Origin of the sequence: Rhodococcus sp. APC 3903, from assembly GCF_030407755.1 — a bacterium.
GTDB lineage: Bacteria > Actinomycetota > Actinomycetes > Mycobacteriales > Mycobacteriaceae > Rhodococcus_F > Rhodococcus_F erythropolis.
The window spans coordinates 375,769-400,328 of sequence record NZ_JASDCV010000001.1 but is presented as its reverse complement, the minus strand read 5'-3'; the positions used below and the strand labels follow the sequence as shown (position 1 = coordinate 400,328).

22 protein-coding genes and 1 tRNA gene are annotated in these 24,560 nt (G+C 62.7%); 12 read left to right on the top strand and 11 right to left on the bottom strand.

Annotation, left to right across the window (positions count from 1 at the left end):
* From QMA15_RS01955 to QMA15_RS01935, 5 genes are read right to left on the bottom strand one after another with little or no spacing between them, the layout of a single operon-like run.
* Positions 1-1,284 (bottom strand): ABC transporter substrate-binding protein, encoded by a 1,284-nt coding sequence (locus QMA15_RS01955; RefSeq protein ID WP_290283608.1) that lies wholly within the window; start codon positions 1,282-1,284, stop codon positions 1-3.
* A gap of 58 nt (positions 1,285-1,342) precedes the next feature.
* Positions 1,343-2,431, bottom strand: a complete 1,089-nt coding sequence (locus QMA15_RS01950) for a branched-chain amino acid ABC transporter permease (RefSeq protein WP_290283607.1) — start codon at positions 2,429-2,431, stop codon at positions 1,343-1,345.
* On the bottom strand, positions 2,428-3,324 hold the full coding sequence (locus tag QMA15_RS01945) for a branched-chain amino acid ABC transporter permease (protein ID WP_019744803.1): 897 nt from the start codon (positions 3,322-3,324) through the stop codon (positions 2,428-2,430). Before QMA15_RS01945 ends, QMA15_RS01950 begins: the two co-directional genes overlap by 4 nt.
* A 3-nt stretch (positions 3,325-3,327) precedes the next feature.
* Positions 3,328-4,041, bottom strand: a complete 714-nt coding sequence (locus QMA15_RS01940) for an ABC transporter ATP-binding protein (RefSeq protein ID WP_020970388.1) — start codon at positions 4,039-4,041, stop codon at positions 3,328-3,330.
* Entirely contained in the window at positions 4,038-4,841 is an 804-nt protein-coding gene (locus tag QMA15_RS01935) for an ABC transporter ATP-binding protein (protein ID WP_020970389.1), read from the bottom strand. The genes QMA15_RS01940 and QMA15_RS01935 overlap by 4 nt, the downstream gene beginning before the upstream one ends.
* Before the next feature lie 114 nt (positions 4,842-4,955).
* On the opposite strand from QMA15_RS01935, the gene QMA15_RS01930 reads away from it, so the two are divergent.
* The 4 genes from QMA15_RS01930 to QMA15_RS01915 are packed head-to-tail and all read left to right on the top strand — an operon-like array spanning position 4,956 to position 8,987.
* Complete coding sequence (locus QMA15_RS01930) at positions 4,956-5,543, top strand: nuclear transport factor 2 family protein (RefSeq protein WP_019744806.1); 588 nt, start codon at positions 4,956-4,958, stop codon at positions 5,541-5,543.
* The gene (locus QMA15_RS01925; RefSeq protein ID WP_080909148.1) at positions 5,540-6,310 is read left to right on the top strand and encodes an SDR family oxidoreductase; all 771 of its coding nucleotides are present in this window, start codon (positions 5,540-5,542) and stop codon (positions 6,308-6,310) included. Before QMA15_RS01930 ends, QMA15_RS01925 begins: the two co-directional genes overlap by 4 nt.
* Positions 6,307-7,362: a dihydrodipicolinate reductase gene (locus QMA15_RS01920; RefSeq protein ID WP_290283605.1), complete on the top strand. Its 1,056-nt coding sequence runs from the start codon at positions 6,307-6,309 to the stop codon at positions 7,360-7,362. The genes QMA15_RS01925 and QMA15_RS01920 overlap by 4 nt, the downstream gene beginning before the upstream one ends.
* Positions 7,359-8,987 (top strand): long-chain-fatty-acid--CoA ligase, encoded by a 1,629-nt coding sequence (locus QMA15_RS01915; RefSeq protein WP_092763071.1) that lies wholly within the window; start codon positions 7,359-7,361, stop codon positions 8,985-8,987. Before QMA15_RS01920 ends, QMA15_RS01915 begins: the two co-directional genes overlap by 4 nt.
* A gap of 74 nt (positions 8,988-9,061) precedes the next feature.
* Here QMA15_RS01915 and QMA15_RS01910 read toward each other — a convergent pair whose 3' ends face one another.
* The 3 genes from QMA15_RS01910 to QMA15_RS01900 are packed head-to-tail and all read right to left on the bottom strand — an operon-like array spanning position 9,062 to position 12,583.
* Positions 9,062-9,793 carry a hypothetical protein gene (locus QMA15_RS01910; protein ID WP_047890091.1) on the bottom strand — a complete coding sequence of 244 codons (732 nt, stop codon included), beginning with the start codon at positions 9,791-9,793 and terminating at the stop codon, positions 9,062-9,064.
* Positions 9,790-11,307, bottom strand: coding sequence for a carotenoid oxygenase family protein (locus tag QMA15_RS01905; protein WP_019744811.1), 1,518 nt, complete (start codon positions 11,305-11,307; stop codon positions 9,790-9,792). The genes QMA15_RS01910 and QMA15_RS01905 overlap by 4 nt, the downstream gene beginning before the upstream one ends.
* A 43-nt stretch (positions 11,308-11,350) precedes the next feature.
* The gene (locus tag QMA15_RS01900) at positions 11,351-12,583 is read right to left on the bottom strand and encodes an acetyl-CoA acetyltransferase (protein WP_290283603.1); all 1,233 of its coding nucleotides are present in this window, start codon (positions 12,581-12,583) and stop codon (positions 11,351-11,353) included.
* A gap of 124 nt (positions 12,584-12,707) precedes the next feature.
* Here QMA15_RS01900 and QMA15_RS01895 point away from each other — a divergent pair, with 124 nt between their 5' ends.
* From QMA15_RS01895 to QMA15_RS01875, 5 genes are all read left to right on the top strand, one after another.
* A complete protein-coding gene (locus QMA15_RS01895) occupies positions 12,708-13,919 on the top strand; it encodes an acetyl-CoA C-acyltransferase (protein WP_047890093.1) in 1,212 nt (403 codons plus the stop codon).
* Entirely contained in the window at positions 13,916-14,839 is a 924-nt protein-coding gene (locus QMA15_RS01890) for an SDR family NAD(P)-dependent oxidoreductase (RefSeq protein ID WP_290283602.1), read from the top strand. Before QMA15_RS01895 ends, QMA15_RS01890 begins: the two co-directional genes overlap by 4 nt.
* Positions 14,836-15,660, top strand: a complete 825-nt coding sequence (locus QMA15_RS01885) for a DUF1295 domain-containing protein (protein WP_019744815.1) — start codon at positions 14,836-14,838, stop codon at positions 15,658-15,660. Before QMA15_RS01890 ends, QMA15_RS01885 begins: the two co-directional genes overlap by 4 nt.
* Positions 15,657-16,523 carry an acyl-CoA thioesterase domain-containing protein gene (locus tag QMA15_RS01880; RefSeq protein ID WP_290283601.1) on the top strand — a complete coding sequence of 289 codons (867 nt, stop codon included), beginning with the start codon at positions 15,657-15,659 and terminating at the stop codon, positions 16,521-16,523. The genes QMA15_RS01885 and QMA15_RS01880 overlap by 4 nt, the downstream gene beginning before the upstream one ends.
* Positions 16,524-16,604: 81 nt before the next feature.
* The gene (locus QMA15_RS01875) at positions 16,605-17,621 is read left to right on the top strand and encodes a helix-turn-helix domain-containing protein (protein WP_290283600.1); all 1,017 of its coding nucleotides are present in this window, start codon (positions 16,605-16,607) and stop codon (positions 17,619-17,621) included.
* Between the two features lie 9 nt (positions 17,622-17,630).
* Here the strand turns inward: QMA15_RS01875 and QMA15_RS01870 are convergent, their stop codons facing one another.
* Complete coding sequence (locus tag QMA15_RS01870) at positions 17,631-19,010, bottom strand: LLM class flavin-dependent oxidoreductase (protein ID WP_167343333.1); 1,380 nt, start codon at positions 19,008-19,010, stop codon at positions 17,631-17,633.
* A gap of 242 nt (positions 19,011-19,252) precedes the next feature.
* On the opposite strand from QMA15_RS01870, the gene QMA15_RS01865 reads away from it, so the two are divergent.
* Together QMA15_RS01865 and QMA15_RS01860 are read left to right on the top strand one after the other, a co-directional pair.
* A tRNA-Arg gene (locus QMA15_RS01865) sits at positions 19,253-19,328 on the top strand.
* 49 nt (positions 19,329-19,377) lie between these two features.
* Positions 19,378-20,340 (top strand): formylglycine-generating enzyme family protein, encoded by a 963-nt coding sequence (locus QMA15_RS01860; protein ID WP_069146427.1) that lies wholly within the window; start codon positions 19,378-19,380, stop codon positions 20,338-20,340.
* A 1-nt stretch (position 20,341) separates the two neighbouring features.
* On the opposite strand, the gene QMA15_RS01855 is transcribed toward QMA15_RS01860, so the two are convergent.
* On the bottom strand, positions 20,342-21,259 hold the full coding sequence (locus tag QMA15_RS01855) for a TauD/TfdA family dioxygenase (RefSeq protein WP_029255969.1): 918 nt from the start codon (positions 21,257-21,259) through the stop codon (positions 20,342-20,344).
* A 35-nt stretch (positions 21,260-21,294) separates the two neighbouring features.
* Positions 21,295-21,963, bottom strand: coding sequence for a TetR family transcriptional regulator (locus QMA15_RS01850; protein ID WP_021332258.1), 669 nt, complete (start codon positions 21,961-21,963; stop codon positions 21,295-21,297).
* Between the two features lie 205 nt (positions 21,964-22,168).
* On the opposite strand from QMA15_RS01850, the gene QMA15_RS01845 reads away from it, so the two are divergent.
* A complete protein-coding gene (locus QMA15_RS01845; protein WP_290283598.1) occupies positions 22,169-24,505 on the top strand; it encodes an arylsulfatase in 2,337 nt (778 codons plus the stop codon).
* Positions 24,506-24,560 lie beyond the last annotated feature (55 nt).

The window sequence follows — 24,560 nt, the reverse complement described above, 5'->3', positions numbered from 1 at the left end:
TCAGTTCTCGTAACGGCCGGAAATGTCGATCACGTCGCCCTGCTTCTCGAACGCCTGAGTAGCGTCATTCCACTCGAACGGCTGAAAGGCCAGGATTCCCAACGCATGGTCCGCGGTCATCGTGAACTTGATTCCGTCGATGAACATCGGCGGGTGGTAGTCCTGCGTTCGCGCGGCACTCATGATGGTGGCACGTGAGAGTCCGTCGGATGACTGAGAGGCCCGAGTGAAGTTGTCCACCAACAGGTCACCGATGGCCCAGCCGTTCACGGTGTAGCTGTTGGTCGGGGAATCTGCACCGTGAGCCGCTGCACCGGCGAGATAGTCGCGCACCGCCGCGTCGTCCTTGTAGAGAGCGTTGTTGGGATCCTTGAGCCACACCATCACCTGCTGCCCGTCGGCAGCATCACCGGCGGGTGCATACAGGGTCGCGCCGTCGACGCAGTTCGACGGCTGAATCACGGTGTCGGGCTTCCATCCGACACGTCCGATCGCCTGAGTGATCGCGAGGCAGTCGGTAGTGACACCGGCGACCACCAAAACCTCGGCGCCGCTGGCCTTGAGAGTCGAAGCCGCCGTCTTGGGGTCGGTCAGCGCCTCCTCCGCCGCGATCTCGAAGTTGGTTCCTTCGATCGCGGACTTGAAGCCGTTGGCGATTCCCTGTCCGGACTCGGTCTGGTTCGTGGCCAGTGCGACCTTGGCGCCGTTCGGATACTTCTTCTTCAAGCTCTCGACCACTACCTCCATCTCGACGCCCGGGTCCGGTAGATACTCCGTGGTCCACGGGAAGTCTTCGATGACCCGGAACTCGGGCATGCCTGCCTGCGCGAAGAGCAGCGGCACGCAGGCAGTGGTCTGATCGTCCGCGATGGCGTTCAACTGTCCGGCCCCGAAGGTACCCAGAACGTCGACCTTGTCCTTCTGAATGAACTCTCCGACGTTGGCTTTGGCGCGCTCCGGGGAGAATGCATCGTCCTTGACCACGACGTCGAGCTTGACGCCGCCGACGCCGCCGGCCGCGTTCTCCACCTCGAACCGTGCTCGCATTCCTTCGATCACGTTGCCGACGGCATCGGCGAGCGGGCCTGACGTCGGCCCACTCCATCCCACCGTGAGTTTGTCGGTGATCGGCGCTGCGGCACCGCTGGGATCACTGCAGTCGTCGACCGATACTGCTCCGGCCGATGTCGACGTGTTGCTCTCTGCGTCGGAGCTACCTCCGCAGGCCGAAAGGAGTAGTGCCGCAGCGGCGATGACTGCGGGAATCGTGGTCTGCCTTTTCATATCGTCCAGTTCCTTGCTGTGAGTTGAGGGAAACGAGAGTGGGCGAGGGAGACGGCGCTCAGGTGCGAGGTTCACCCTCGCGATACTTGGGATGATCTGCGGGAACCACGAGGACGAACCGTCGGAGCACGCTGTTGATCCGTCCGACGATTCCGTCCGGCATCAAGAACACGATCGCGATCAGCACCGCGCCGAACACCACTCCCGACACGGGGCCGTCGGTGACGCTTCCGGTGTAGTACGGCAAGAACACCACTGCCGTTGCCCCAACGATCGGGCCGAATTGGGTTGCGATTCCGCCCAACACCAGTCCGGTGATGAACTCGATCGACTTCATCAGCGAGAAGGATTCGGGTGAGAGCGCGCCGATGTACATCGTGAACAGCGAACCTGCCAGGCCCGTGATCGCGCCGGAAAGCCCGAAAGCGAGAATCTTGACCCGCGCGACGTTGATGCCATTTGCGCTCGCCGCGATCTCGTTGTCACGCACCGCGACCATAGCCAGACCGAATCGACTCTTGACGAGATTGCGAATCAGGAGCATGACGATCGCCAGAGTCACCACCGACACCCAAAAGGTCCAGAGGTAGGTGTCGGCTCGGGTCAGACCCGTCCATTTCGGCGGAACGAGCAGATTTGCGCGAACCACCATTCCGGCGGCACCACCGGTCAGATCCCCGGTCTTGCGGATCACCTCGGGAAATGCAACAGCGACGGCGAGTGTCACGAGAGCGAGATACAGCCCCTTGATCCGCAACGAGGGAAGACCGACGAGAAGCCCTAGTACAAAACACAATACGACCGCCATCGGGATCGTGGTCAACGGCGAGTATCCGCGATCGACGATCAGAACGCCGGTCGTGTACGCGCCCAGGCCGAAGAAGGCAGAATGGCCGATCGACAGAAGTCCGGTGTATCCGCTGACGATATTGAGTCCCGCAATGGCAATCGCGATGATGAAGACGCTCGTGAACTGCCCCACGCGAAACGGCGCGCTCTGTGACGCGAGAAGCAACGCACACACGGCAGCCAACAGCAGAACCAACTGGAGTATCCGGTACGACGTCGATCCGGCGACCACTACCCGCGGTCGCCTGACTGCCTTTTCGGCGAGGGTGGGTTCATTTCTCTCGGCAAGCGTCGTCATACCCGCTCCAGTTTCTTGGTACCGAACAGTCCATTGGGTCTGACGAAGAGGATCACTACGATGATCAACAGGGCGGATGTCTGCTGCAGCGAGCCGCCGATGACCGAAATGTAGCCGCTGAGCATCGATTCCAGGACACCGATCGTCAACCCGCCGACCACGGCGCCGACGAGACTGTCCAGGCCGCCGAACAGCGCTGCGGCGGATGCTGCGATGAAGATCGGGAACATGGTCGTGAGACCGAGTTGTTGCGGCGAGAGCGGAGTGACCAGGACACCGGCCAGGGCACCGATGGCAGCTGCTACTCCCCAACCGATTGCGAGTATCCGGCTGGTCGGAACTCCGGCGAGAGTGGCAGATTCGGCATTGTCCGCGACGGCACGCATGTGCAGACCGACTCTCGTCTTGCGAAAGAGCAAGGACATCAACACAAGTAGGACAACGAGCGCCACCAGTACGCCCAGTGCGTCGCCGTAAACACGCGCACCCCCCACCGAGATGTAGTCGGTCGGACCGTTGGGGAACGGGCTCGGCATGATCTTCGTATCGCTCCCCCACAGCATCCCGGCCAACGAGTTGAGCCCGGTGAACAATCCCAGTGCCACGATCAGCACTGCCATGTCGCTTCGACGCTGAACCGGCCGGATGAGCAGACGCTCCATCAATGCTCCGAGCAGGAACCCCAAAGCCAGGGCCGCTCCGATCGCCGACCAGATCGGCCAGGACATCGTCGTCAGCCACCAGGCGACAAAGGTTGTGAACAGGGCCAACTCGCCCTGAGCGAAGTTGATCGTGCCGGTGGCGCGAAACACCACCACTAGTGCCAGCGCGAGAATTGCGTAGATCGATCCGTTGGTCAATCCGGAGATGAGTCGTTCGAGAAAGAGTGTCACCGTTTACTCCTGGTACCCGAGGTAAGCGCTGCGCACGACGTCGTCGGAACGAAATTCCTCGGGCGTTCCGGCAGCGACGATGGTGCCTACGTCGAGCAGGAAGACCTTCGACGCGAGTTTCATCGCGAGATCGGCGTTCTGTTCCACGATCAGCAGTGCAGTTCCGTCGCTGCGGTTGATCGCACCGAGCGTGTCGAACAATTCGGCAATGACGATGGGCGCCAGACCCAGGCTCGGTTCGTCGCACAAAAGAAGGGTGGGACGGCTCATCAATGCCCGTGCGACCGCGAGCATCTGCTGTTCACCGCCTGACAGCGAACCGGCCAACTGGGTGGACCGCCTCGCGAGCACGGGGAATGTCTCACACCACCGCTCGATGTCGGCTTCGATCTCCGCCTTGTCCTTACGAAGGGCCGCGCCGACGAGCAGGTTGTCACGCACCGACAGTTGGCCGAGAGTTCCGCGGCCCTGTGGGACAAGGCTGACGCCGGCTGCCACGGCGCGTTCAGGTTTGGATCCCAACGGCGAACCGTTGAAGGTGATCGTTCCCTGATGCGGGATCAATCCGGCAAGCGCGCGCATCATGGTGGTCTTGCCTGCACCGTTCGCGCCGAGAACGACAGCGACCCCGCCGGGTTCCACGTCGAGCGAAATCCCGTGCAGTACATTGCCTCGCCCGTAACCGGCATGCAGATCGTCGACGCTCAGCAGGGTCATGCGGCACGTCCCAGGTACGCGTTGATCACGGCGTCGTCCTGCTGGATCTCCGCCGGGGTTCCCTGGGCAATTTTGTGGCCGAAGTTCAGGGCGACAACGTGATCGGAGATCCCGAGCACCAATCCCATGTGGTGTTCGACCAGAAGCGCGCCGAAGCCGAAGTCGTCGCGGAGCGAGACGATCAGTTCTCCCAGTTCTTTGACTTCACTGTGCGTGAGCCCGCCGGCAGGTTCGTCCAGCAGAAGCAGCGAGGGCTCGGACATCAATGCCCGTGCCAGTTCGACACGCTTGAGAGTTCCGAACGGTAGACCGGACGCGGGTGCGTTCGCGACGTCGACGAGTTCGAGACGTTCGAGCAGGTACCAGGCCTTCTCTCGAAGTTCTCGGACTCGGGCACGCGCCGGAGGCAGGCCGAGAAGCCCACTCGCGAGCCCGAAGCGACCTCGCGACGATCCACCGACCATGGTGTTGTCGAAGACACTCATGCCGCCGAACAGCGCGAGATTCTGAAAAGTTCGAGCGATTCCTGCAGATGCCAACGCATAGGGACGCAATCCCAACAGGTCGGTTCCTTGCCAGGTGATGACACCGCGACTCGGTTCGTAAATCCTTGTGATGCAGTTGAACAGCGTGGTCTTACCAGCGCCGTTCGGCCCGATGAGTCCGCAGATCTGTCCCGCGCGGACGTCGAAGCCGACGGCGTCGAGAGCCGTGACTCCGCCGAATTCGATCGACACATCGGAAAGCGTGAGTACGACCGGTGCATTCCCAGGTTGTGCGGGTGGTGTGTTTCCAAGCATTGGTTTCACCTCCTCGTGACACTTCAATTAACAGTGTGATAGAGATTACTACAGTAAACAGAGGCACTCCGTCAACGTGCGGCCCCCGATCCGGAGCCGAGAAGGGACATCATCGTGAGGTCCAACAACATTCACGCAGTCGACAGCGGCGGGGGCCCAGACGTCAGGGACTACAGCCCGGTCGACGCTCTCGTCGCCAAGCAGGAAATCTACGAGGTTCTGGCTCGTTTCCTCCGAGCCGCAGACCGCGGCGACGTCGAGGACGCCAGGCGGTGTTATCTGCCCGGCGCAACCGAAGACCACGGGGGTGTCTTCACCGGCACCGCCGACGACTACATCGACCACATCGCCGGGGCCATCACCCACCCACGATCGCTGACCACCCACGCAATGACCAACGTCTTGGTCGAACTCGACGGGGATACAGCACACGTCGAGTCCTACGTGCTTGCCTTCGCACGAATCAAGACCTCGGACGGAATAGCCGACACACTCACCGCGGCGCGCCTGATCGACCGCTTCGGTTTCGAGGACGGCAGGTGGGGAATCCGCCACCGCGCACTGCGGTGGGACTGGAACCACGACATGGCCACAGCCGAAGGCTGGATCTTCGGGATGCTCGCGCCTGAAACGTCATTGAAGAAGAGCAAGAAATTCCCCGACGACCTCATCTACACCCGACAGACACAGGAGAACTCATGACAACCTTTCGCGGAACTCCGGTCGAGGGTGCGACCGTCCTCGTCACCGGCGCCAATCGAGGCCTCGGGTTGGCCTTCGTCCAACAGGCGAAGTTGATGGGCGCAGCCAAAATCTATGCGGGGGTGAGAAATCCCGACGAGGTGCCGGCCGAGCTCCGAGCCACCGGTGCGCACATCGTCGAACTCGACGTCACCGATCCAGGACTCGTCGACACTGCCGCCGCGGCGTGCGGTGACACCTCGGTCGTCGTCAACAACGCCGGGCTGTTCACCGGGAATCGGCTGATCGAGGCCGACGACCGAGAGGCCGCTCGCGCCGAGATGGAGGTCAACTACTTCGGACCGCTGACGATGATCCGAGCCTTCGCGCCGGTCCTCGCCGCCCGCGGCGGTGGATCGATAGTCAACGTCTTGTCAGTCGCCGCAATCGCACCAACCGCCTTCATGGGCGGCTATTCACCGGCCAAGGCGGCTGCTCTGTCGCTCGGCGGCATCGCCCGTGCCGAACTCGAACCGCACGGCATCACCGTCACCTCGTTGATCGTCGGCAGTGTCGACACCCGCATGGCTTCACACGTGCAGGGCCACAAGGAAAATCCCCTCGACATCGCCGCGACCGGACTCGCCGCCATGCAACGCGGCGAGTGGACGTGCGACACCGATTTCATGGCAATCGACGCCCGTGCGCGTCTGGCTCGAGACCCGATTCGGTACGAACGCGGACTGGGCAAGCTCCTCTTCGCCGGCGAACTGACCACTCGATCATGAGCGATCCGATTCGTGTTGCCCAGTGGGCGACCGGCGCCATCGGCAAGACCGCGCTCCGCGGAATCATCGATCGTCCCGACCTCGAGTTGGTCGGCCTGTACGTCTACAGCGATGCCAAGGCCGGGCGCGATGCCGGCGACATAGCCAGACGCGCACCGACGGGCGTGATCGCCACACGCGACGTGGACGAGATCATCCGCTCGCGCCCCCAGGTTCTCATCCACAGTCCGCGTTTGCAGATTCCGTACGAACGCCACGACGACGATTTGTGCCGTCTGCTGCGCGCCGGGATCAACGTGATCACGACGGCCGGGCAGCACTTCCCCCGCGCACACGGCACCGAGCGCGAGCACATGTTCGCCCAAGCATGTAAGGAAGGCGATTCGACGCTCTTCGGCGTCGGAGTGAGCCCGGGCGTCATCGGTGAGCGATTGGCGTTGGCTCTGACGGGAACATCGATCGAACTGGACCGCATCACGATCGACGAGGTGCTCGACGCTCGCGGCATGCCTGACCCCGACTTCGCGTTCACCGTCATGGGAATGGGTTCGCCCCCGGAGGAACTGGACGGAACCGGGCCGTTGCCCTCGCTGTACGCGTCGCTGTATCTGGAGACCATCGCGTTCATGTGCGAACGTCTGGGGATCACCTACGACGAGGTCGTATCCGATCACAGGGTCGTTGCGGCGCGAACGGATCTCGACGTGGCCGCCGGACGCATCGCCGCCGGATCCGTCGGAACCACCGAATGGCGCTGGCACGCAATGGTCGACGGAAAGCAGTTCCTCACTCTGGCCATCATCTGGACCATGGAACCCGATCGTGAGGAATACGCGGGGCGCGATCAGTGGGAAGTCCACCTGTACGGCAAACCCGAGATCGTGATGACCGTCAATCTCGTCGAACCACAAGATCCGAACAGCCGGACAACCGCCGGTCAGTTCATCACTGCGGGCCCGGCACTACGCGCCGTCGAGCATGTACTCGCCGCTCCCACAGGCATTTTCGAACCCCCTGTCTTTGCCCCCTTCAGATTGGAGCATTCAGCATGACCACTCAGCCGACGGCCGTAGGTTCGACTGCCACCCGTGAACCCGCCACCCGCGAACCTTCTGTGAACGCGCTCCTACCCGATGGTCGCCCCGTGCAGAATCTCGAAGACTTGCTGCGCAGCCGGGCGATTGCCAGTCCGGAGAGCACCGCCGTCATCTCCGATGACGGCCGTACCAGTTTTCGCGAGCTGGACATCGAAGCAAATCGTGTCGCGAATGCACTTCTGCGCGATGGTGTTCGAACAGGTGACCGGGTGGCGTACATCGGCGCCAATGCACCGTCTTTCCTCTCCGTCCTGTACGGATCTTCGAAGATGGGCTCGATTCTGACGGCCGTCAACAATCGGCTGGCACCGGGCGAGGTCGACTACATCCTGAGCAACAGCGAGCCGACCGTCGTCGTACTCGGAGCAGGCGATGAGGGCCTCTCCGACGTCGCCGCGGCGGTCGGTAGCGTCCGGACCGTCGTCACGGTGGACGGTTCCGCAAACTCGGTCTCGTGGAACGACTGGCTCTCCGGTGCAGGGGACGACGACCCAGGAGTGTCACGCCTTCCCGACGATACCGCGCTGATCTTCTACTCGTCGGGAACCACCGGCCACCCCAAGGGAATCGAACTCACCGGCGCGAACCTCGGCCGCGCCCTCGCGACCATGTATCACCTGCTCGATCTCGACACCGATTCCGTGGCCATGTGCCCGGTCCCGTTCTTCCATGTGGCGGGGCTGGGTCTCGCTCTCGTCACGACGCTCGGCGGTGGCGCTCTACTTCTCAAGACCATCGCCGGTCCGCTGGAGCTGGTGGCGCTGATGCAGGAGTACCGGGTGACTCATGCGGTCGCTGTTCCCGCGGTGATCAGCGTCCTCACCTCCCTTCCTGCTGTACGCGAGGCGGATTGGAGTGCCCTGCAGTTCCTGGTCTACGGAGCGGCGCCCATGCCGCTACCCCTGTTACAGGACGCCACCAAGGTTTTCGGATGCAGTTTCCTGCAGGCCTACGGACTCACCGAGTCGACTGGCGGCGTCACCATGCTGACCCCCGAAGATCATCGGGCGACCGACGAGTCGACCGCGCATCGGTTGAAGTCCGTCGGGCAACCGATGTTCGGCGTACCCATCCGCATCGTCGATCCCGTGACGCTCGAAGACGTCCCGGTCGGTACCCGCGGCGAGGTGGTCATCGGCGGCGCACACGTCATGAGGCGCTACTGGCGCAACGAGGCAGCCACTGCGGCCACCATGTTGGACGGCGACTGGCTCCGAACAGGAGACGGCGGATCGTTCGACGAGGACGGGTATCTCTACCTCCACGACCGCCTCAAGGACATGATCGTCTCCGGCGGTGAGAACGTCTATCCCGCCGAGGTGGAGAGCGTTCTCTCCGGCCACCCCGACATCCGGGAGGTCGCGGTAGTCGGCATTCACTCCGATCGGTGGGGTGAGACTCCCATTGCGGTGGTCGTTCGTTCGGGCGATTCGGCTGTCACCGAAGCTGAGATCATCGAGTGGTCACGCGAGCGACTGGCGCACTTCAAGTGCCCCAGTGCAGTTCAGTTCATCGAGGAACTGCCACGCAACGCGAGTGGGAAGCTTCTCAAGACTCGTCTGCGACAGGACTTCGCTTGAGTCCATGACAAGAATTCGGGGCCGGTCGCTTTGAGCGATCGGCCCCGATTTCTGTCGTTCGATGTGAAGCTCGCTCAGCCTGGGTGAATCCGGAATTCGACGCCGCCGACGATCAGGCCGGGCTCGACGGTGTTCGCTCCGATCGACGCCGCCAGATCGACCGCACTGAGCATCGACCGCTCGCCCGGAACGAACGACACGGCGCGCGACCCCAGCGCAATCGAGAGTGATCGCGCCGAATCCAGTTTCTTGCCGAACACTTCGGCCCACAGCGCCGCCGTCTTGGCCGGATCGGGAGAGGACACGTCGACGCCGAGAATGTCGTCGACCCGTGGATCGAGTGAAACCTCCTTCTCCGTCTGGTCCCAGAACCACTCGTCGGCGTCGGGAATCTCGTCTAGTTCTACGAGCAGTCCGAGATCACCGGGATGAAGTTGGACGATCCGGTGACCGTAGGCCTCGAGATCTGCCACCGTCCGAACATCGGCCGCAGCTGCACGTTCCAGATAGGGCTCGATGTTCGAAACCTGGATCGAGAGTGCATAGCCGCCCTCCCCTCCGCCCTTGCGGATCCATCTCGCCAGCGAGACCGTCTCGTCGAGCGGTGCGACGATCTCGAGAAATGCCTGCGGCCCGACGGCCAAGGTCTCGTCGGCCAAACCGATGTCTTCGAGCAGCGGATCTGCGAATCCTGGTGCCAGATTCAACGCTTCACGTAATTGTTGACCGGTCTTGTCCAGGTCTCGTGCACCGATCACCACCTGCCGCAGGATCTCCCACGTGCCCGCGTCGTGCGTGCCCGTCACAGTCCGACCGCTTCGGCTGCGGTGTCGGCACTCTGCCAGCGTCGGAGCTCGGCACCCGGCGCCCACGTCGAGTGGGTGCCACTCGAAATCCGTTCGGGAAGGCGAAGTTTGCACAATGGTCCGTCTCCGACGCGGGCAGCGTCGAAGATCAGGCAGAAGGACGCGTCCTCGTTCATGTCGGTGGTCAACGTGATGAGATAGCCGTCGTCTTCGGCGGTACCACCCACGCGTGGTGCCATCGAGGTCTCGCTTCCATACACGCCGTCACCGAAGGAGAATCGTTCCTCGTTCCCCGTCAGCAGGTCGTGTTTGACCAAGCCGTCGAACAGGAACCACGACGGCTTACCAGAAGCCGCATAGGCGTATCGGTACTTCTCACCCGCGAAATTGCCGTTCATCATGCCGAATTCGGTGATCGAGTCACTGAGTTGCTCTTCACGCGTGGCTCCGGTGACCAGGTTCAAACGCCAGCGGTGAAGCCGGGTCTGCATGCGATCGAGAGCGAGGAAACGGAAGGCGCGCTCCCACTGATTGCCCATACCGTTGTCCGACGGCTCCGGATCACCCTGGTAGAAACCGTCCAGAACAATCTCGTCCCCCTCTTCGTAGGCGTTCACGAAGTGCAGGACGTAGGTCGGATCGGCCTCGAACCACTTGATGTCAGCGGTGTTTCCGCGGCGTGGGATGACTCCGAGACGGAGCGGGATATCGGGATGGAAATTCGCGACGTGCGCACCCTTCTCCAGTAGAACCGGATCCCAGAACAAGGGGCAGTCGTTGAGGATCGCGTAGTTCTCCGTGAAGGCCATGTCGTGTGGCAAGCGCGGACCGGGAAGCGGGACGTCGACGTAGTGGACCAACTCGTTGGCCGAGTCCACGACGCCGTAGTGCATGTACGGCGCTTCCTTGCTGTAGTTGAAGAACAGCATTTCTCCGGTCTTGTCGTCCACCTTCGGATGCGCGGACACACCCCATTCGAAGGGGAACTTGCCGTTCCAGCTTTCCTTTCCGAGTGTCTCCGCCGACATCGGATCGAGACGATACAGATCTCCGCACTGGTAGAAGCTGGTGAGAGCAGTCCCCCGGTGAACGACGACGTCGGTGCTGGACGCGTCCTTCATCCGGGTGCGCGCACCCTTGCCGCCCTCGGGGCGACTGAGTTTGGGAGACTCGGCGAGTCCGGCCCACAAGGCGCCGCCGGCATCCTGCTCGGCCGCCAACCCGTCAGTCCGTACGAATCGATTGCGGTAGAACGACTCTCCGTCACGAAAGCCCACGATGTGAATCATTCCGTCGCCGTCGAACGGGTGATAAGCCTTCATCGAGGGATGGAGCGGATTCTCGGTGTTGCGCAGGTAGACACCGTCGAGGTCTTTCGGAACCTCACCGAATACGACTTCGAGGTTGTCCGCTTTGAACTCGGTGGTCTGGGGTTGCCACGGGCCGGTGCGATACGGGTGATCGTCATCGGCGGGAAGGGTGGACAACAACTTGCCTACGATTTCGACGTCCATGGAATTCTCTTTTCGACTGATGGGGAAAGGCTGGGCTGCACTTTCAGGAAACTGCGTCGACGACAAAACTGACGGTGGTGGCCGTACTTCCACCGAAGTTGAGCGTCGCAAAGCGGCTCGCACCCTCGACTTGGAAACCGCCGGCCTTTCCCGTCACCTGATGGGCCGCGTCGAGAAGCATTCGAACACCACTGGCACCCACCGGATGACCACCGCCGATCAGACCGCCGCTGGGGTTGATCGGTAGCTTGCCGCCCATGGCGATGTCACCACTCTCGATGGCTTTCCACGACTCGCCGGGCGCGGTCAAACCGATGTGGTCGATCGCGAGATACTCACTCGCTGTGAAACAATCATGTGTTTCGATCCCGTCTATCCCGGCCAGGTCGACTCCGGCCCGGGAGAAGGCATCCATCACCGCATCCCGAACGTGTGGCATCACGTAGGGATTATCGGCGTCGCGGGCCAGCTTCTGCTCGAGACCTAAACCAACAGTCCGGTGACCCCAGCCCGCGATCTGGGCCAGCGGAGTCGCCGCGGCATCAGGATGCTCACGGAGGTACTTGTCCGTCACCAGCACAACCCCGGCGCCACCGTCGGTCACCTGGCTGCAATCGAATCGTCGAACACCGCCTTCCACAACAGGATTGGTGGCGTCGTCGCCGCCTGCATTCCCGAGCAGATCGGGTACCGCCCAACCGCGTGTCTGTGCATTGGGGTTGTTCTTCGCGTTCGCGAAATTGATCTGCGAGATCGCGCGAAGGTGAGATTCGTCGATCCCGTAGCGCCGCCCGTACTCCTTCGACACACGATCGAACATATACGGCCACATGAATTTTGCTTCCTGACCTTCGTGTCCGACCCAGGCTGCAGCGCCCAGATGTCCGGCCGCGTCATCACCCGGAACCGTCTTCTCCAGTTCGATACCCATCACCAGAGCCGCGTCGTAGTTGCCGGCGCGCAGGTCTGCCATCGCGGCGAGTACGGCGATACTGCCCGATGCGCACGCCGCCTCGTGCCGGGACGAGGGCACACCCCATAGATCTGGATGCACGGTGGCGGGCATCGCACCCAGCTGACCTTGGCCGGCAAACAATTGACCGAAGGCATTACCGACGTGGATCACCTCGATGTCGGCGGCAGGAACCTTCGCCGCGGCCAGGGTGTGGTTCACCACCTCTTCGGCAAGGTTCGCGAAATCGAGTTCCTCACGGGTGAAGTTCCGTGCGAAGTCGGATTGGTACCCGCCGAGAATCCAAATGTTCGAAACAGTCATGACCTCTCCCCTTGCCGATCCGGCATCGGTGACGTCACCGAGATACCCGTGCATCGGCGGTTTGTAATTTCATCGCAACCGTACTACAACTAGCAGAGTAACTCTACTAATTGAAGGGTTGAAAATGACTGATGCCTTTGTCCTCGACTACGTGCGCACACCGCGCGGCCGAGCATCGACGCGAGGTGCCCTCCACGAACACAGCCCAGTCGATCTTGTCGTCCACCTGGCCAAGGCTTTGCAGGGTCGAACGAACCTCGCCGCAGAACAGATCGACGACGTCGTTCTCGGTTGCGCATCGCAGGTGGACGAGCAGGGCGCGAACATCGCGAGAACTGCCGCACTCCTTGCCGGTTGGGGCGATTCCGTTCCCGGCGCGACCCTCAATCGTTTCTGCGCATCCGGCGTCGACGCAGTCGGCCAGAGCGCAGCCCGCATTCGCAGCGACGACGTCTCCCTCGTCGTGGCCGGTGGCGTCGAAAGCGTCTCCCGCACTCCGATGTTCAGTGATCGCGGACCGCTGTGGATCGACCCGGCAACCATCGCGCAGATCGGCTCCATCCATATGGGTGTTGCCGCCGACTTGAATGCCACGATCGAGGGGTACTCCCGCGACGAGTTGGATGCGTACGGCGTCGAAACCCAGCACAAGGCTGCCGAGGCCTGGCGCAACGGCGCATTCGAGCGGTCCGTTGTGCCCGTTCCCGGCAGAAATGGTGAAGCCGGAATCGCGCACGACGAACTGGTCAGGGCAGAGACGACGGCAGAGGGACTCGCAGCGCTGCCTCCGGCCTTCGAAGGGCTCGGCGCCGCCGGTCAGGATGCACTCGCGCTCGCCGCCTACCCTGAGGTCGGCAAGATCGAACACCTGCACACCGTCGGATCCTCTCCCGCCATGGCCGACGGCGCAGCACTACTACTCCTCGGATCCGAGAAAGCCGCGGCCAGAGCCGGCCTGACCCCTCGCGCACGGATCATCGGATCCGCCTCGACTTCGGTGAATCCGGTTCTCATGCTCACTGCGGGCCAGAGCGCCGTGGAGGCAGTCATCGCTCGAGCCGGGCTTCGTCCACAGGACATCGACGTGTTCGAGTTCGCAGAGGCCTTCTCCGCGCTCTGCCTACGGTTCCGCCGCGATCTTGACGCCGGGCCGGACCGCATGAACCCCAACGGAGGCACGATGGCGATGGGCCATGCATTCGGTGCCACCGGAGCAATTCTCGTCGGCGCGTGTGTCGACGAACTGGTACGGAGCGACGGACGCTACGGTGTGGCCGCGGTCAGCGGCGCCGCCGGTGTCGGAGTCGCGGTGCTCGTCGAACGGATCGCCTCGTGACCGCCAGTTCACTCTCGGGCCGCGTTGCCGTCGTCACGGGAGGGGGTAAGGGCCTCGGCCGTGCCGTCGCACTGCATCTCGCGAGCCGAGGGGTCACGGTGATCGTCAACAATCGAAATCGCACACTCGACGGGAGCGGCCGGGGCCCTGCAGATCAGGTCGTCGACGAAATCCTCGAAGCCGGTGGCCACGCCGTCGCCAACCACGACGACGTCACCGACCCCGAGGTCGGTCGAAAGTTGGTGGACGACGCTCTCACTCGGTTCGGACGACTCGATTTCTGCATCACCAGTGCCGCGGTCAGCGGTCCACAGATGCTCCATCGCACCACCGCCGAGAACCTCAGCACCGTCATCACGACAAACGTCGTCGGGACCGCGCTGGTTGCCGCTGAAGCCTCCCGAGTGATGCGCGAAGCCGGATTCGGGCGCATCGTGATGATTGCCTCGACCGCAGGACTGCACGGCGAACCCACCGTATCCGCCTACGCCGCCAGTAAGGGTGCCGTCATCGCACTGGGCCGCACCGCGGCCGGCGAAGGTGCGAGTCACAATGTGTTCACCAATGTCGTACTGCCCTATGCCACTACGCAGATGACCGAGTCCGGAATGGACCCACGATTCATCGACATCATGGGGGCCGACCTGGTAGCCCCGGTGGTCACTGCCCTCGTCGATCCCGAGTCCACAACCAACGGGCAGGTGATCGTCACGGCAGGTAACGGAGTGCGTTCGGCCGACTCCGTCGAGGGCTCGACCGAATTCTTGCCCACCACAACAGAACTCGATGCCAAAGCGCTCGACGCACTGCTCGTGACCAGCCGGCTCGGCACTCCGCACACCTATCCGAGCGCACAGGAAGCCTTCGCGGACTTCGCTTCCGAACTGCTCGACCACCACAATCAGAAAGCGCGCACATGACCGACATCCCATTGGGCGACCTTGCACTGAACTTCGGTGTGAGCGCACTCGCCGTGCTCGTCTTCATCGCAGTCGTGATGGCCGTAGCCATCCGGATGAACAATCACTCGATCATCGACATCTGTTGGGGGCCTGGCTTCGCCGTCGTCGCCGTCGTCTCGTACCTGACGTCCATCGGATCGGACGGCAACGATCTGCGTCGCCTCGTGGTGCTGGCACTGACCGTGGTGTGGGGAATGCGACTCGGCCTCTACATCGGTTTCCGAAACCGTGGGCACGGGCAGGACAAGCGCTACACTGCCCTGCTCAAACATCAACAGGGACCGCTGGTTCCGTTCCTGATTCGCAAAATCTACGGCCTCCAGGGCGTCCTCATTCTCGTGGTGTCGCTGCCCGTCCAGTTCGCGATGTACGAGTTTCGCGCCCTCGGAGTCCTCGGTGCGATCGGCATCGCAGTCTGGACCGTCGGCTTCGTCTTCGAATCGGTTGGCGACTACCAACTTTCCCGCTTCAAGGCAGATCCGGCCAATTCGGGAATGGTGATGGATCGTGGACTCTGGGCCTGGACCCGGCATCCCAACTACTTCGGTGACGCATGTGTCTGGGTCGGACTGTTCATCCTCGCACTTGGTGATCCATTGGCGCTGATCACGATCGTCTCGCCGATCGTCATGATCAAACTACTGGTGAGCTACAGCGGTAAGGCCTTGCTCGAACGAGGCATGCGCAAGAGCAAAGGCCAGGCCTACGACGACTACGTCGCCCGGACCAGTGGCTTCTTTCCCCGTCCACCCCGTCCGGCACGAAACCACGCGTCGTGAGCGCCCCCACGAGTGGTCTCGCTGACGTCTTCGATCTGGAATCGACCGGCCAGGACCGGTGGCAGGGGTCGAACGACGGTGTTCGTCTACCTCAATTGTTCGGCGGCCAACTGGTAGCCCAGTCGATTCTCGCAGCCGGGCACACGGTTACCGACGGCAAAGCGATCAGTTCCGTCCACACGCACTTCCTTCGCCCAGGGTCGACGAATCGCGCGACCGAGTTCTCGGTAGATCGCCTTCGGGATGGAAAACGCCTGTCCACCAGAGGCGTCGACGTCCACCAGGACGGACGACTCGTCTGCCGTTCGACGGTCTCTGCTTCCTCGATCGACGAGGGCATCACTCACAGTCGCGCCGTACCCGCCGCACTCCCGCCCGCTGAGTGCGTGACGTTGCAGGAGTTGGCCGAGGCAGACGGCGGGCTGGGTGAGTTGTGGGAGGAGTTCTCCGCCATCGAGATTCGTGTGTCCCCCCTCGATTCGCAGTCCCCCACGACGCATTCGGCGGCGCCTCCGCGCAACATCTGGATGCGTTCGGCTCAGCGACTGAGCGACGATCCGCTGATTCACGTCGCTGCTCTCGCCTATGCCAGTGATCTGATGCTGATGGCAACCGCGCTGACTCCGCACGGCTACGACATCGGGCAGGAGCACTCGCTCGATACGGATTGGACGGGCGTGTCCCTCGATCACACGATGTGGTTTCAGCGTCCCGTGCGAGCGGACGAGTGGCTCCTCTTCGAGCATTCGACACCCACTGCTCATGCCGGCAGAGCAGTCGTGAATGCCGCGGTCTTCGATCAGTCCGGACTCCAGATCTGCCAAATCACCCAGGAAGCGTTACTCATTGCCCGTATCGAGTGATTCCCGACTCTTTCTGCAGACCACTCGGTACGGTCTCGCGGTGCCGCAGGGTTCGCGGCCTATGATTTCGGGGTGGTACGAGTGAATGCAACCGGATCTTCGGCGTCGGCCGGATCTCCGACACCCACGCCGTCGGTGGGCGTCACCGAGTTGCCTGCGGGCGGACCCAACGCACTGGCGGTCACGCTCGGGCTACTGGGAGACGAGTGGAACCTCTGGATTCTGCGGTTCGCCCTTTTGGGGTCGCGTCGATACAACGACTGGCTGGCTCTCGGGGGAATCTCCAACTCGGTGCTGTCCTCACGGTTGGCAGTCCTGACGGCCGGCGGAATGCTCGAGCGCCGGGAGTACCAGCAGAACCCGCCGAGGCACGAATACTCGGTCACTCGCAAAGGCCAGTCGATCTGGCCGGTCCTCATCACGATGTGGTCGTGGGAGAAGCTGTGGGCACCGAATGAAATCGCGCCACTACCGCCGCTGCGGCACAGCACCTGCGGAAACGACTTCACTCCGATCCTGCGTTGCAAGGAGTGCGGCGAGGACGTGGACGTGCGATCCCTGGACTCCCGAATGGGGCCGAGTGGGGACTTCTCACGCAGTGTGCCCGAAGCAACGTCGAGGCGCCGCTCCACCAAGTCCGAACGCCGACCGGAAATCCTGGCTCACACGATGGAACTCGTCGGCAATCGCTGGTCGGCAGCGATCATCGGGGCAGCTTTCCGAGGTGCCCGTCGCTACGGAGAGTTCGCCGAGATCACCGGTGCGCCGCCGGCAATCGTCGCCGATCGGTTGAAGCACCTCACCGAGATCGGTGTGATGGAAACGCGGCCGCTTCCGGATCGCCCACAGTGGTCGGAGTATCGACTCACCGACAAGGGAACCGCGTACTTCCCCGTCGTGATGTGCATGATCTCGTGGGGTCAGCGCTGGTTCAGATCCGCGGACGGTCCGGACATCGTTCTCCATCACAAGGCGTGTGGAAAGCGGTTCGAAGCAAGGCTGGGTTGTAGTGCGTGTGGTGAGGAACTGAGGTCTTCGGACATCGAGGCGATCGACCTCACCACCTCGGTGCACGTGCCGGGGCCCGGCTGGTCCTGAGATCCCCACTCAGCCGGCAGTGCGGATCCGGTCGAAGCTCCGGCCTCGGTGTTCGAGCGGCAGTCTGTCCCCTCGCCCGAACAATTTGTTGCGCAGCGTCCCCGCTTCGTAGTCGCTCTGGTAGGCGCCCCTCCTCGTCAGCTCCGGAATCACATGCTCCACAATGTCTTCGAAGGTTCCAGGAGTCACCGCGTACGCGAGATTGAAGCCGTCGACGTCGGTCTCGGCGACCCACTCCTGCAACTCGTCGGCGACCTCCTCGCCGGAACCGACGACGATCGGGCCCAGCCCGCCGATACCCGCCCACTCCGCGATGTCTCCCACCGTCCACTCGCCGCCCTTCTCGTCCGCCTGACGAAACGATGCGACCGCGGATTGAATGGCGTTGCTCTCGACGTTCCCGATCGGCTCGTCCGCTCGGTATCCGGAGAGATCAATTCCCATCCACCCCGAGGTGAAAACGAGCGCGCCTTCGCTACTCGCGTAGCTGCGGTAGTCCTCGAGCTTCGCCTGGGCCAACTCGGGGGTTCGGTCGGTGATGATCGTCAACAGTGTGTAGATGCGGGCCGAGTACGGATCGCGCCCGACCTTCGTCAGTTCGTTTCGGATTCGGGCAACGGTGTCTTTGAGAATCGCCTTTGTCGGTGCACCCACAAAGATCGCCTCGGCATTCTCGGCGGCGAACCGAACCCCGCGTGGCGACGCGCCGGCCTGGAAGATGACCGGCGTCCGCTGCGGAGAAGGTTCGGAGATGTGGATGCCCGGAACCGTGAAGTGCTTGCCTTCGTGCTCGATCGGATGAACCTTGGAGGGGTCCGTGTAGACCCCGGTGGTTCTGTCACGCACCACCGCGTCGTCTTCCCACGACGTTTCCCACAACTTGTAGAGGACTTCGAGGTACTCGTCCGCGTGGTCGTAGCGATCGTCGTGCTGGAGTTGGTCGTCCTCGCCCATGTTCCGTGCGGCCGACGGGAGGTATCCGGTGACCACGTTCCACCCGATTCGCCCGTTCGTCAGGTGGTCGAGGGTGCTCAAGCGCCGAGCGAACGGGTACGGATGCTCGAAAGCTGTACCTGCGGTGATACCGAAGCCCAAGTGCTCGGTCACGGCAGCCATCGCCGACGCCAGCAGTAGCGGGTCCGAGACCGGTACCTGCGCGCCCTGCCGCAGCGCTGCGTCGTGATTGCCGCCGTACACGTCGTATGTTCCCAACACATCGGCCAGGAACAGCCCGTCGAATCGTCCACGTTCGAGGAGCTTCGCCAATTCCGTCCAGTACCTCAGATCCGTGTACCTGGACGACTGGTCCTCCGGGTGACGCCACAGACCTGGCGATTGGTGGGCGACGCAGTTCATGGCAAAGGCGTTGAAGCGGATTCTGCGGGTCATTCCCGCACCATGCCGTGCCTGCACCGCAGTGACCACCATTGCGATCAGTGCGATCGGTTCGGCTCCTGCTTGCACCCGGCGATACCGTCGACTTCGCGACCTCGTCGGCGGGCCGCTACACTGACTAGCGCAGCTGTGACGCCCGAGGCTTCGTGCCGACAGGTCGAGCGGATGCAACAGCAGTATCGGGAAGCGAAAACCCCGGCAGCACAGGGTTTTCAGCGCTTGCCGGTACGCTCCCCGCCCTCGTAGCTCAGGGGATAGAGCATTCCTCTCCTAAAGGAAGGGTCGCAGGTTCGAATCCTGCCGAGGGCACCAGGTGGGACTCTCCCCACATCGGCGTGATCAACGTGCCATTCTTGAATTCATGACGACGCCTCACTCCACGGCAACTCCCCCGAAGAACATGTCTTTGATCCCGGGTGGGACGTACTGGATGGGCTCCGAAGACTTCTATCCGGAAGAACGCCCAGTTCACCAGGTCACCGTCGACGGATTCTGGATGGACACGACGGCGGTGACAGTCGCCGAGTTCCGACGCTTCGTGAAGGCAACCGGCCACGTCACCACTGCTGAAATCGCCCCGGATGCCGCCGACTATCCCGACGCCGATCCAGCCCTCCTCGTCCCGGGATCGTTGGTCTTCAATTCGCCACCCGGCCCGGTTTCACTCGACGACTACACCCGGTGGTGGTCGTTCACTCCCGGCGCCGATTGGCGCCATCCCGAGGGCTCCGACAGCAACATCGGGGGACGTGAACGGCACCCCGTCACCCACGTGTCGTACTTCGACGCCCAGGCCTACGCCGCGTGGGCCGGCAAGGAACTCCCGACCGAGGCCGAGTGGGAGTTTGCCGCCCGCGGCGGACTCGATCGCCAGGCCTACGTGTGGGGCGATCACGACTCTCCGGGCGGGCGGCCCGGTGGCAACGTATGGCAGGGCCAGTTCCCCTGGGAGAACCTGCTCGAGGACGGGTACGAGCGCACCGCTCCGGTCGGAAAGTTCCGGCCCAACGGCTACGGACTGCTCGACATGGCCGGGAACGTGTGGGAATGGACGGCCGATCACTACACGTCCGACCACGCCCACAGTTCCAAGAACGTCGCGCCGGCCTCGTCGTGCTGCATTCCTCGCAATCCCCGCGCGGAGTTCGCCACCGAGGCCTTGGCCGGCGAACCCTACGCACGACGGGTGATCAAAGGCGGCTCACATCTGTGTGCACCGAACTACTGCTTGCGATATCGCCCCGCCGCGCGGCAGGGCGAATCCGAGGAGTCCTCGACCTGCCACGTCGGCTTCCGGTGCATCATCCGCATTCCGCAGGAGTAGATCAGAAGGGCCGGTCCCCCAGGATGGCCACCCGCTCCATGACGCGGCGATGCGGGAAGTAGTCGCTCGCAGCGTAGTGCTGGGTGGCCCGGTTGTCCCAGAAGGCAATGGAATTCGGCGCCCACTTGAAGCGGCACTGGAAGTCCGGGACCTTGACCTGCGCGAACAGCAGGTTGAGCAGATCGTTGCCTTCGACAGGATCCATATCCGGAATGTGGGTGGTGAAGAGGCTGTTGACGAACAGAGTCTTACGCCCGGTCTCCGGATGCTTACGCACCATCGGATGCAGAACCGGCGGGTACTGCTCCTTCATCTGCTCCAACTTCTCCGGGCTCATGCCGCGTCCGAAGGACGGCACAAAATCGTGGATGGCGTCCTTGCCGTCGATCAAGTCCTTGATCTCGTCGGGGAGGCAGTCGAAGGCGTTACCCATATCGGCCCAGAGCGTGTCACCACCGGCAGGCGGTACGTCGATCGCCCGAAGTACTGAACCGAGCGGCGGCGTCTTCGTCCAGGTGACGTCGACGTGCCAGATGTTCTCCGTTCCTGGACTGTCCTCTCCGCGTTCGAATCTGACGACTGCCGGGACCTCTCCCTGCGGGAGAAGTGGATGAACCTCCAGTTCACCCCAATGGGCCGCGAAGTCACGATGATTCAAGCTCGAAATCGGCTGGTCCCGAAAGAACACGACCTTCCATTCGAGGAGGGCCCGACGCACGTCCTCGATCTGCTCCTCCGACGGATCACGCAAGTCGATATCGCTGATCTCGGCACCGATGAACGGTGTGACGGGTGTCAGAGTGAACCGCTCGTACGGCCTCGATTCAACGCCTTCCGGATTGCGCCTCATTCCGCGTGGTCCGAATTCGATTGTGTGATTGCCGATTTGGACTGTTCGTGATGATGTAAGGGTAGCCATCGAATGACTCCGTCCTGTCGTGTCGTGTCGCGGGGTCACACGTCAGTCGACGCGTGCACCCGCTTTGCTCGTGTGCGTTTGTGTGCGCTTTGGGGCGCGGTCAGTGCTCCTACCGCGAGATCGACCAGATGATCCACCGTCGTATCGAAATCTGCCTGCACAACGGGGTTTTCGTCTTCGCGGCGCTGCTCGAAGATGGCCAGAGCAGAGACGCTCATGTTGAACGTCAGATCGATCCGTTCCACCGCGACGCGGCGGGGCAGATGCGGCAACGCCCGCGTCAACCTGCCGACTACCTCGTTGATTCCTTCACTGACCTCGCGAAACTCAGCACTCTGTGTATCTACTGACGGTGAAATTCTCGCGATGAACCGCGCATAGTTGGACCCGTCGACCGTCGCCATGAAATCGGCCAGCGGGTACAGGAAGGCTTCGACCAAAGCACGGACCAGATCGGTCCGCCCACTGGCGTCGACGTCGTCGAGATACGTCAGTCGCGCTGCATTGATCTGATCCATCCGATGCCGGAATACGGCCAGCACCAGACCGTCTCGCCCGCCGAAGTGATACTGAACTGCAGAGTTGTTGCGCTGCCCGGCCGCAGTCGCCACGTCCCGCATGGACACTTCGTGAATACCGTGCTCGGCGAACATCCGCTCGGCGACGGCGATCATGGCGTTCTTGGCATCCAACGAGGCGGGCATATACCGACCATATAAGTCACTGTCTTAATTCCGCAAGACCCACCCCCTGTGCGCGGTTAGGGAGTGCAGGGACTCCTTAACCACTCACAGGGGTGATTGTCCCAGTCAGCGAGACCTACGCCGCCAACTGAATTCCGATCGATACGCTCCAGATTAAGACGACTGCTTAATCGACCCGGTTTTGCATACGCCAAGGAGCCTGCTGGTGAATCGCCATTCCATCCCGATCATTCCCGAGACGCCGAACGTCGCGGCCGCCGTGTACTACCCCGATCAGAATCCCCCGTACACCCGCGCGGAACCGCTTCGCCCGCCGGCCGGGGCCCCGAACGTGCTGCTGATCATGATCGACGACGTCGGATTCGGCGCACCCTCCGCGTTCGGTGGCCCGTGCCGCACCCCCACCGCCGAACGTTTGGCCGAAACCGGCGTGAAATACAGCCGATTCCACACCACGGCTCTGTGCTCGCCGACGCGTGCCGCCACACTGACCGGGCGCAACCACCACAGTGTCGGTATGGGTGTCATCTCCGAAATGGCCAACGCGGCACCGGGATACAACGGAACCCGCCCTGCCTCTGCCGCCACGGTCGCACGCGTCCTGCAGGGAAACGGCTATGCGACGGGCGCTTTCGGCAAGATGCACCAGACCCCGACGTGGGAGACCACCGCTGCCGGGCCGTTCGATCGGTGGCCGGTCCGTGAGGGTTTCGACAAGTTCTACGGTTTTCTCGGTGCCGAGTCCGATCAGTTCACCCCGGTTCTCTACGAGGACTTCACGATGGTCGACTTACCCAAGACGCCACAGGAGGGTTACCACCTGTCCGAAGATCTCGTCGACCACGCGATCGAATGGGTCGAGGGCGTCAACACGATGGACCCGGACAAGCCGTGGTTCTGCTACCTCCCCTTCGGCGCGTGCCACGCTCCACTCCAGGTCCCGGACCGCTACCTGGACAAGTACGTCGGCGAATTCGATCACGGGTGGGATCGCCAACGTGAGATCACCCTCCAAAAGCAGAAGGAACTGGGCGTCGTCGCTCCTGACACCGAGTTGGCCCCCTGGGCTCCGGGGCTCCCGCACTGGGACGAACTCGACGACGACCAGAAGAAGGTCTCGGCCCGTTTGATGGAGTTGTACGCGGCATTTCTCGAGCACACCGACGAAGAGGTAGGCAGGCTCGTCGACCGGTTGCAGGAAATGGGAGTACTCGACAACACTCTGGTGCTCTACATGATGGGTGACAACGGCGCCTCCGCGGAAGGCGGCATGGAGGGCTCGTTCAACTACCTCGCCGGCCTCAACGGTTACAAGAGTGCGTCCTCCGACGTACTGGCGCGCTACGACGAATTGGGGACCGAAACCAGCTACCCGCACTATCCGGCGTCGTGGGCTCTGGCTCTCGACACCCCGTACCAGTGGGCCAAGCAGGTTGCGTCCCACTACGGCGGTACCCGAAACGGTCTGATCGCCCACTGGCCCAAGGGGATCGACAAGCCAGGAATCAGGGAGCAGTGGCATCACTGCGTCGACATCACGCCGACAATCCTGGAAGCTGCCGGCATTCCGGCACCGACCAGCGTCGACGGGGTCACCCAGAAACCGATGGAAGGCGTGGCGATGAACTACACCTTCGCCGAGCCCGACGCCGAAGAGCGCCACACCACACAGTATTTCGAGATCTTCGGCAACCGCGGAATCTACGATCACGGTTGGACCGCAGTCACGGCCCACCGCGCACCCTGGCTGATGGCCACTCACGGCCTCGAGCTCACACCGATGAGCGAAGACCGCTGGGAGCTGTACGACACCTCGGTCGACTGGTCGCAGGCCCGCGATCTCGCGGACGAGCATCCCGAGATCCTGGCCCGGCTCAAGGAAAAGTTCCTCGTCGAGGCGGCCAAATATCAGGTGTTGCCGCTGGACGACAGAACGGTCGGTCGCCACGCCACCGCGGAATCACGACCCCCGCATCCGATGATGGGCCGCAAGACCCTCACGCTGTACCCACACATGAACGGTCTGGTCGAGAAAGCCGCGCCGACGTTCTTCAACCGCTCGTACACGCTGACCGCGAGTCTGGGTAGCGTCGCCGACGGCATGCTGGTCAGCCTCGGTGGCCGGTTCGGCGGATTCGCTTTGTACATACTCGATTCCGTCCCCGTCTACTGCTACAACTTCAGCGGCGGTGGTCGGACCTTCGTGCGTGGGCGCAACCCGCTGGCACCCGATGCGCGCGAGGTGTCCGTCCACTTCGAGTACGACGGCGGCGGAATCGGCAAGGGCGGAACCGCCACCCTGAGCGTCGACGACGAGGTGGTCTCCGAGGGCCGGATCGAGAAGACCACTCGGGCGATCTTCAGCATGAACGAACAGCTCGACGTCGGCATCAACCGGGGAAGCCCGGTCGCGGAAGAGTTCGCGGACAAGGGCACGTTCCGCTACGGCGGCAAACTCAACAGCGTGACGATCGACTTACGCTCCACCCGCGACGTGGTGTCCGCGGAGGAACGGGAGAAAATCTCACTCGCCGTGCACTGATCGAACAGGCGACGCTCGCCGATTGTGCAGCCGCGCGCGATATCTGCCGTGCGGC

Coding starts and splice junctions, on each gene's coding strand:
- QMA15_RS01955 (WP_290283608.1), bottom strand. CDS start 1,284: ATGAAAAGGCAGACCACGATTCCCGCAGTCATCGCCGCTGCGGCACTA.
- QMA15_RS01950 (WP_290283607.1), bottom strand. CDS start 2,431: ATGACGACGCTTGCCGAGAGAAATGAACCCACCCTCGCCGAAAAGGCA.
- QMA15_RS01940 (WP_020970388.1), bottom strand. CDS start 4,041: ATGACCCTGCTGAGCGTCGACGATCTGCATGCCGGTTACGGGCGAGGC.
- QMA15_RS01935 (WP_020970389.1), bottom strand. CDS start 4,841: ATGCTTGGAAACACACCACCCGCACAACCTGGGAATGCACCGGTCGTA.
- QMA15_RS01925 (WP_080909148.1), top strand. CDS start 5,540: ATGACAACCTTTCGCGGAACTCCGGTCGAGGGTGCGACCGTCCTCGTC.
- QMA15_RS01920 (WP_290283605.1), top strand. CDS start 6,307: ATGAGCGATCCGATTCGTGTTGCCCAGTGGGCGACCGGCGCCATCGGC.
- QMA15_RS01915 (WP_092763071.1), top strand. CDS start 7,359: ATGACCACTCAGCCGACGGCCGTAGGTTCGACTGCCACCCGTGAACCC.
- QMA15_RS01905 (WP_019744811.1), bottom strand. CDS start 11,307: ATGGACGTCGAAATCGTAGGCAAGTTGTTGTCCACCCTTCCCGCCGAT.
- QMA15_RS01900 (WP_290283603.1), bottom strand. CDS start 12,583: ATGACTGTTTCGAACATTTGGATTCTCGGCGGGTACCAATCCGACTTC.
- QMA15_RS01895 (WP_047890093.1), top strand. CDS start 12,708: ATGACTGATGCCTTTGTCCTCGACTACGTGCGCACACCGCGCGGCCGA.
- QMA15_RS01885 (WP_019744815.1), top strand. CDS start 14,836: ATGACCGACATCCCATTGGGCGACCTTGCACTGAACTTCGGTGTGAGC.
- QMA15_RS01870 (WP_167343333.1), bottom strand. CDS start 19,010: ATGACCCGCAGAATCCGCTTCAACGCCTTTGCCATGAACTGCGTCGCC.
- QMA15_RS01860 (WP_069146427.1), top strand. CDS start 19,378: ATGACGACGCCTCACTCCACGGCAACTCCCCCGAAGAACATGTCTTTG.
- QMA15_RS01855 (WP_029255969.1), bottom strand. CDS start 21,259: ATGGCTACCCTTACATCATCACGAACAGTCCAAATCGGCAATCACACA.
- QMA15_RS01850 (WP_021332258.1), bottom strand. CDS start 21,963: ATGCCCGCCTCGTTGGATGCCAAGAACGCCATGATCGCCGTCGCCGAG.